At 69.0% G+C, this 6,386-nt stretch carries 7 protein-coding genes and 2 pseudogenes; 2 read left to right on the forward strand and 7 right to left on the reverse strand.

Translation table 11 applies throughout. From position 1 onward, the window contains the following. The 6 genes and pseudogenes from Q1N79_RS16395 to Q1N79_RS16420 form a co-directional block, all read right to left on the reverse strand. Positions 1-477: pseudogene (locus Q1N79_RS16395) on the reverse strand (oxidoreductase); the annotation flags it as partial. A gap of 99 nt (positions 478-576) precedes the next feature. Next, a complete protein-coding gene (locus Q1N79_RS16400) occupies positions 577-1,053 on the reverse strand; it encodes a pyridoxamine 5'-phosphate oxidase family protein (RefSeq protein WP_300609942.1) in 477 nt (158 codons plus the stop codon). 375 nt (positions 1,054-1,428) lie between these two features. After that, entirely contained in the window at positions 1,429-1,755 is a 327-nt protein-coding gene (locus Q1N79_RS16405) for a hypothetical protein (protein ID WP_300609943.1), read from the reverse strand. 162 nt (positions 1,756-1,917) lie between these two features. After that, positions 1,918-2,427: a GNAT family N-acetyltransferase gene (locus Q1N79_RS16410; protein WP_300609944.1), complete on the reverse strand. Its 510-nt coding sequence runs from the start codon at positions 2,425-2,427 to the stop codon at positions 1,918-1,920. After that, on the reverse strand, positions 2,424-2,729 hold the full coding sequence (locus tag Q1N79_RS16415) for a DUF1778 domain-containing protein (RefSeq protein ID WP_367185079.1): 306 nt from the start codon (positions 2,727-2,729) through the stop codon (positions 2,424-2,426). Before Q1N79_RS16415 ends, Q1N79_RS16410 begins: the two co-directional genes overlap by 4 nt. Before the next feature lie 289 nt (positions 2,730-3,018). Next, the gene (locus tag Q1N79_RS16420) at positions 3,019-3,402 is read right to left on the reverse strand and encodes a hypothetical protein (RefSeq protein ID WP_300609945.1); all 384 of its coding nucleotides are present in this window, start codon (positions 3,400-3,402) and stop codon (positions 3,019-3,021) included. A 232-nt stretch (positions 3,403-3,634) separates the two neighbouring features. Between Q1N79_RS16420 and Q1N79_RS16425 the strand changes: the two genes are divergently transcribed. Beyond that, positions 3,635-4,378 carry a C4-type zinc ribbon domain-containing protein gene (locus Q1N79_RS16425; protein WP_300609946.1) on the forward strand — a complete coding sequence of 248 codons (744 nt, stop codon included), beginning with the start codon at positions 3,635-3,637 and terminating at the stop codon, positions 4,376-4,378. 82 nt (positions 4,379-4,460) lie between these two features. Beyond that, positions 4,461-5,603, forward strand: coding sequence for an ABC transporter permease (locus Q1N79_RS16430; protein ID WP_300609947.1), 1,143 nt, complete (start codon positions 4,461-4,463; stop codon positions 5,601-5,603). A 54-nt stretch (positions 5,604-5,657) separates the two neighbouring features. On the opposite strand, the pseudogene Q1N79_RS16435 reads toward Q1N79_RS16430, so the two are convergent. Beyond that, positions 5,658-6,386: pseudogene (locus Q1N79_RS16435) on the reverse strand (hypothetical protein); the annotation flags it as partial.

Genomic DNA, 6,386 nt, shown 5'->3' on the forward strand with positions numbered 1-6,386 from the left:
CGCGGCCGAGACGGCGGCCGCCGGGCCAGCCGCCGCGCGGGCCGTCGTCACCAGCCGGTACAGCACGTAGGCTCCGACCGCCGCGCCGCCGAGCGTCGGCAGCGCGTACGCCGCGGACGCGTTCGGCCGCGTGAGCGCCGCCCAGAGCCCGATCACCGCGAACACGCACAGGCCGGCCAGGCCCCACGACAGCCGCCGGACGGCGAGCATGCCGACCGCGATCGCGTACAGGAACACCACGACGACGACGCCGGTGAGCAGCGCGTTCTTGTCGTTGGTGCCGAACGTCGCGATCGCCCAGTTGTGCACCGGCAGCGGAGTCAGGGTGATCGCCGCCTGCCCGACGGCGTCCACAGGCGAGGACTGCGGGATCGACAGGCCTGCGAGCAATTGCGCGACACCCATGGCCACCGCGGCGGTCACCACGCCGCAGACCGCGCCCGTGAACCTGCCCGGGAGCCTACTTCTGCTAGTCATGCAGTTTTAGTCCGTTGCGCTCGCCCGCCGTTACACGATTATGCGATCACGCTACCCGCGGGCAGCCGCCCCCGGCCGTTCGGGAAAATCTCTTTGTTATTACCGTTCGTCATCGAAAACCCAACGAGTAGGCGAACCGTGGAAATCGCTGTGCAGCATGCTGAACACGCGCTGTGGCCGCACGCCGATCGTCGCGTTCTTGGCCGGGTCGAGGAAATCGACGCCGAGTCCGGTGCGGTACTTGGCGTTCATCAAGTCGATCACGCGCTGCAGGACAGCGGGATCGGTCACGAAGCGCGCCACGCCCTCGACGATCACCGGGTCGGACGCGTCCTCCGTGGACACGCAGCACCGCGGGTCGGCGCGAAGGTTGAGCACCTTCCGCGATTTCGCTGCGGACGTAAACCATAGTGTGCTGTCGTCCCACATGCCCCAGACCGGCATCGTGTGCGGGCGCCCGTCGGGCCAGACGCTGACCACCCAGTAGTTCCGGGCAGCGGTGAGCCGTTCGGCCGCCCAGGACCAGTGCAGGAGCCCGCTCCCTTGTTCCGGCCCGGCGACTTCGTATCCGGGCATATAGGGCCTACTGACCCGAGGGATCCCCATGCCGACGTGTCTACCATGCGACAACGCCCGCTCGGGCGACTAACGTTGGCCTTCGTGTCTGATGACCGGGTTAGTGCTGGTCAAACAGGTAACCTAGCGAGTGTTGCCGGCCGTGTCAACGACAAGGCGGTTGACAAAGCCCCGGAACGCCGAACTTCACGGTCGTAGCCGCAGGTCAGCGGGCCGGGCGCGCAGGGTAGTAACTCGGGCGCTTGTCAACAGCCAGGTGGCAAAGGATGCTCAGCCGGGCATTCCCGCACATGCAGACGCTCGGAGCCGTGGCAAGTCTGATCAACGTGCGCCGTTTGGGCTCCGGGCAGATGCAGGCTATGAGGTCGGCACTGCCTAGTAGGCGATGCCGCCCCGGAGTGCCGCCCTGATCCCGCGTGCCGTCTCGGTGAGCGACCAGGCGTTCTGCGCGGTGTGCTGGCTGGCCTTCTCGGCGTCGTCGAGCGGCTCGTGCTCCAGGCCGTGGCCCGGCCGGTAGTCCCCGAGCGGGTCGCCCTGTGAGCCGTCTCGTGTCGCGTCCGTCATGCGCGTGTGCGCGTTCCACAGCTCGTCGGGATGCGGGGTCGCGGGCACCGTGAACTGCGCCACCACCTGGCCCCGGTGTGCGGTCACCGGGATTCGTAACGAGCCGCCGAGAGCGGGTGTGAAGTCGTCCATGTCCATCTGGGTCTCCATCTCTGCCCGGCGTCCCGAGCGTGCACGTCGTGCAGATCCATTGTCCCAGCGGGGGCGGCACTGTTCGGTTACATGCTGGCCTGGGTGGCGGGCCGGCAAGAAGTGGCCTTCCTGATGCGGAGAAGCGCTGCCACTGGTTGGTCGCGGGGATCAGGGCTGGAGAGACTGGCGGATGTCCTTGAGCAACAGGTACAGATGCATGGGGTCGGTCGGGCTAGCCGTGAACGCGGGCACCAGGTGAAGATAGAACTTCTTCGCATCATCGGTCTCGCAGTGAATCGGGAGTCCCCGGCAGCCGATTTCGTCCGAGAGACCGAGTAGCCGCGTCATCACGTCATTCAGCAGGACGGCCCCCAGACCCCGGCCCTCGTACCTGATGTCCACCCCTAGGCGGGCCAGGAGTGCGACGGGCTGGGGATACCGTCCCGTTCCTTTTCGCATACGCGGCGGCAAGCACGTGAGATCACCCACTGAGGCCATGCACCAGGCGTAGTAGGCAATGACCGTATCGTCCTCGCCCGCCACAACGAAGACCCTGGTGGTGCCACTGGCGTGAGCCTGACGGGCATGCTGGTGCAGCCAGTCCGTCTGTTCCTGGGACCGGCACTCGAAACCGGAGAGGATGTGCCCGGAGGACAACGGCACCGGGTCGATGTTCACCAGGATGCCCTTGCCTTCGCGGCCCGCTCCCGCAGCGTCCGGAGTTCGGGGAGGTCACGAGCCGGCCGCGAGTTGATGCGCTCCCACTCTGCCCACTGCTCGTCGTTGAGCGTGAAGCTCGTCCGGTCGGCCAGCGCCCTCTGAGCGGCGAGGACCAGGTTCGACTCCGCGAAGTCGGAGAGGGTGGTCCCGGTTGCTTCGACGGCCCGATCGATCAGCGCCCGAGACTCGGGCATGAGCCTCAGTGACATCCGGTCGCTACGCGCCCGGACAGCCGCACGGTCCCGCGTGTCCCTGGCCATGATTCCTTCTTCCTTCGTGGACGTACAATGTATGTCCACTGTACCATGCGGCCCGAACAGCCTGGATGCTGCCACTGTCCATGTGCGCCCGTAGCCTGGCTCCTGGGTGAGGGGGAGGTGCCGATCTGGTCAGGGGCGATTGCCTGTGCCACTGTTCCCGGATGACCGCTGAACTCTGCGCGCGAAACCAGGCCACGGCACCAGCTGGTCACAATCCGTTAATGATGGGGGGTCGGTCGGGCTGGCAAACATGTGTTCGATTCGGGTTACTCCATTTGAGATGAGACAGTCAAATGAGACGGCCGATAGGCTCCACGGCAGTGGCACCGGGCAGGCACATGAGACAGATGTCATCCGGCCCGACGTCCTCGCGGGCCATCGCCCCGAGGTGACGGATGATCTGGTCGGCCGTCCGCCCGTACGTCTCGCGGCTCGTCTTCTCCAGTAGCTGGCCGTCAATCCACCTCGGGGCGTATGCGGCGACGGTGGCCTTTCCGCGTTTCCGGGCCGGGTCGACCTCGATCGTCTTCGGCGGGTTCGCTACCGCCTCGGCGTGCCCGGCCGCCCTGAGCGCCTCGCGCTCGCTGGCGAACGTCCCTGCCGACCTCTGCTTGCCCTGGGCGTCCCGGTAGAGACCGGTGAACCGCCCGTTGCGTTCCCTCGTGCTTGCCATCAGCGGTCACCCGCCGGACCGACCTCATACCGGACGAATCCGGGCGCGGCCATCGCGGTGTCAACCGCCTTGGTGAGTTCCTCGAACATCGTGTGCCTTCCCGGCACTCCTAAGTCCCGTAAGCGCAAGTGAGTTCCCCTGTCAACGACGCTGGTCCGGGCCGCTGAACGGCCCGGAGCGACGCTAGCAGCATGTCAACTCGGTTTGTCAACACGGACTAGAGTTGGCCTTCGTGAAGGCATCACCCGAGGCGCAACTGCGGCTACTCGAACTGGCGGACCTGGACACCGAGCTCGCCCGGCTCGACCACCGGCGGCGGGCCCTGCCGGAAATCGCCGAGCTCGAGCGGCTCACCGCCCGCGCTGCCCAGGTCAGGGACGAGATCACGCAGGCCGACACCCAGCTGTCCGACCTGGACCGCGAGCAGGCGCGAGCCGAACGCGACGTGGAACAAGTCCTGGTGCGCATCGGCAGGGACCAGGACCGGCTCGACGGCGGCAAGGTGTCCTCGGCCCGTGAGCTTGAGTCGCTGCAGTCCGAGGTGGCGTCGCTGCGGCGCCGCCAGTCCGACCTGGAGGAGGTCGTCCTCGAGCTGATGGAACGGCGCGAGGGCGCCCAGGCGGCGCGCGACTCGGCCGCGGCCGAGCAGGCCGGCGCGGCCCAGGAGTCGGCGGCGGCGACGGCGCGCCGCGACACGGCCCTGGCGGAGATCGACGAGCAGGCCGGCAAGGCCGCGGCCACCCGCGCGTCGGTGGCCGGCGGCGTTCCCGGTGAGCTGCTCGCGCTCTACGACAAGCTCCGCGACACCCATGGCGGCATCGGCGCGGCGATGCTGCGCCGCGGCCGGTGCGAGGGCTGCCACGTCTCGCTCAGCACCCTCGACCTCAACGCGCTTCGCGCCGCGGCTCCCGACGAGGTGGTGCGCTGCGAGGAATGCCGCCGGATCCTGGTCAGGACCGCCGAGTCGGGGCTTTAAAAGATCACAATCCTTCATCCGAACGGTCCCGGCCGCTCTCCCCGGGCAGCCCTCTGCCCCGGCTCGAATAGACTTCTGCCCCGTGGACGAACGTGGCAAGTTGAGCGCGCCGGGCCGCCTGGAGGCTGGCACTGTCGTCATGCCCGAAGCGCCCCGGGTGCCCGACATGCCGCTTTCCCGGCTCGCGGCCCAGTACGGCCTGAAGCTCAGTGGCGCCCGCCCGTCCTTGCACAAGTACCTCGGCGCGCTGTGGCAGCGGCGGCACTTCATCGTCGGCTACGCCACCGCGCGGAACGTGTCGATGTACACGGAGGCCAAGCTCGGCCAGCTCTGGCAGGTGCTCACGCCGCTGCTGAACGCGGGCGTGTACTACCTGATCTTCGGCAAGCTGTTCGAGGCGGACCGTGGCGTGCAGCACTACGTCGCGTTTCTCGTCACCGGCGTGTTCGTGTTCGCGTTCACCGAGCGGTCGATCGTCACCGGCTCGAACGTCATGCGGGCCAACCTGCAGCTGATCCGCGCGCTGTACTTCCCGCGCGCCGCGCTGCCGCTCGCCTACGTGATCGTCGAGCTTGAGCAGATGCTGCTTGGCCTGCTCGTGCTCGTCCCCATCATGCTGATCAGCAACGAGTGGCCGACCAGGTACTGGTTCCTGCTCATCCCCACCGTCGCGCTGCAGACGGCGTTCAACACGGGGGCGGCGCTGATCGTCGCCAGGCTCGGCGGCAGCATGCAGGACGTCAGCGAGCTGATCCCGTTCTTCCTGCGCATCTGCCGGTACTTCTGCGGCGTCATGTACATGGTCACCACGCTGCCCGCGAAGGTGCCCGTGTGGGGCATCAAGCTGCTGTCGCTGAACCCGCCCGCGGTGTTCATCTCGCTGGCCCGCGTGGCGCTGATGACCACGTACCGCCAGGACGCGCCGGGCAACCAGCCGTACAACGCGAGCTACTGCGGCATCTTCACCAACGACCCGGGCGGCTACAGCTATGTGGTCGACGGCAAGTACGTGGCGGTGCCGGGTAACGTCACGGTGGACCACGGCCACGCGGTGATCGGCCACGTCTCCGTGCCGGTGTTGTCCAACGCGCCGCTGCAGGCGTACTGCCATGCCGTGGTCACGAACAGCGACCTGTGGCTCGCCGGGATCGGCTGGGGTCTCGGCTTCCTGGTCGTCGGCATCGTCTTCTTCTGGCAGGCCGAGTCCCTCTACGGCCGCGGCTGATCCCCGCTCGCCCAGACCGCCTCCCGCCACGGCCCGGCCGCCCTCCGGCGCCCGCTATGTGACGTTCAGCAGGGGAGTCGGCTCCCGGGCGTTGCGGTAGTCGCCGGAGACCAGGCACGCGAGCGTGGCCAGCGCCCAGACGCTGGCCCGGTCGGCGTGCGGCGGGGTGAGCAGCTTCTCCGCGGCGGGCCGGCTGACCACGTCGAACAGCCCGCCCACCGTGCCCTGGTCGAGGGCGTACTCGCGCAGGAACGACGCGATCTCGGCGCCGTACTCGCGCCGCCAGTCAAACGACCCCTGGCGCGCGCCTGAGGCGCCGCCCTGGCGCGGCTTGGCGGCGAGCGGGACGTCGGCGAGCGGGGGGCACAGCTGCGCGAGCACGGCGCGGGACAGCTCCCCGCTGACCCGGTCGGCGAGCGGGACGGCGCGGGCCGCGAGCACGACCTGCTCGTCGAACAGCGGCTGCACGAGGGTTTCCCTGATCAGGTAGGCCTGCCTGGCCGCGGCCGACCAGCGGCCCGCCCGGTTCACCAGGTAGAAGTCGTCAAGCGCCTGGAGCGGGCCGCGGGCGAGCGCCGTCATCCACGGCGCGAGGCTGGTGACGTAGCTCGCGGCCGCGCCGCGGCGCAGCAGGGCCAGGTGCCTGGTGGTGAGGCGGCGCAGCAGCTCGCCTGCGCGCAGCGGCGCGGTCCGCCGCCCCCGCCGCACGGGCGCCCCGGGCGCCCCGGGCGCCCCGGGCGCCCCGGGCGCCCCGACCGCGGCCTCGGCGTAGCCGCCGCGCAG

It is taken from the genome of Trebonia sp. (genome assembly GCF_030042015.1).
Taxonomy (GTDB): domain Bacteria; phylum Actinomycetota; class Actinomycetes; order Streptosporangiales; family Streptosporangiaceae; genus Trebonia.

Coding starts and splice junctions, on each gene's coding strand:
- Q1N79_RS16420 (WP_300609945.1), bottom strand. CDS start 3,402: ATGGCAAGCACGAGGGAACGCAACGGGCGGTTCACCGGTCTCTACCGG.
- Q1N79_RS16400 (WP_300609942.1), bottom strand. CDS start 1,053: ATGCCCGGATACGAAGTCGCCGGGCCGGAACAAGGGAGCGGGCTCCTG.
- Q1N79_RS16415 (WP_367185079.1), bottom strand. CDS start 2,729: ATGGCCAGGGACACGCGGGACCGTGCGGCTGTCCGGGCGCGTAGCGAC.
- Q1N79_RS16405 (WP_300609943.1), bottom strand. CDS start 1,755: ATGGACATGGACGACTTCACACCCGCTCTCGGCGGCTCGTTACGAATC.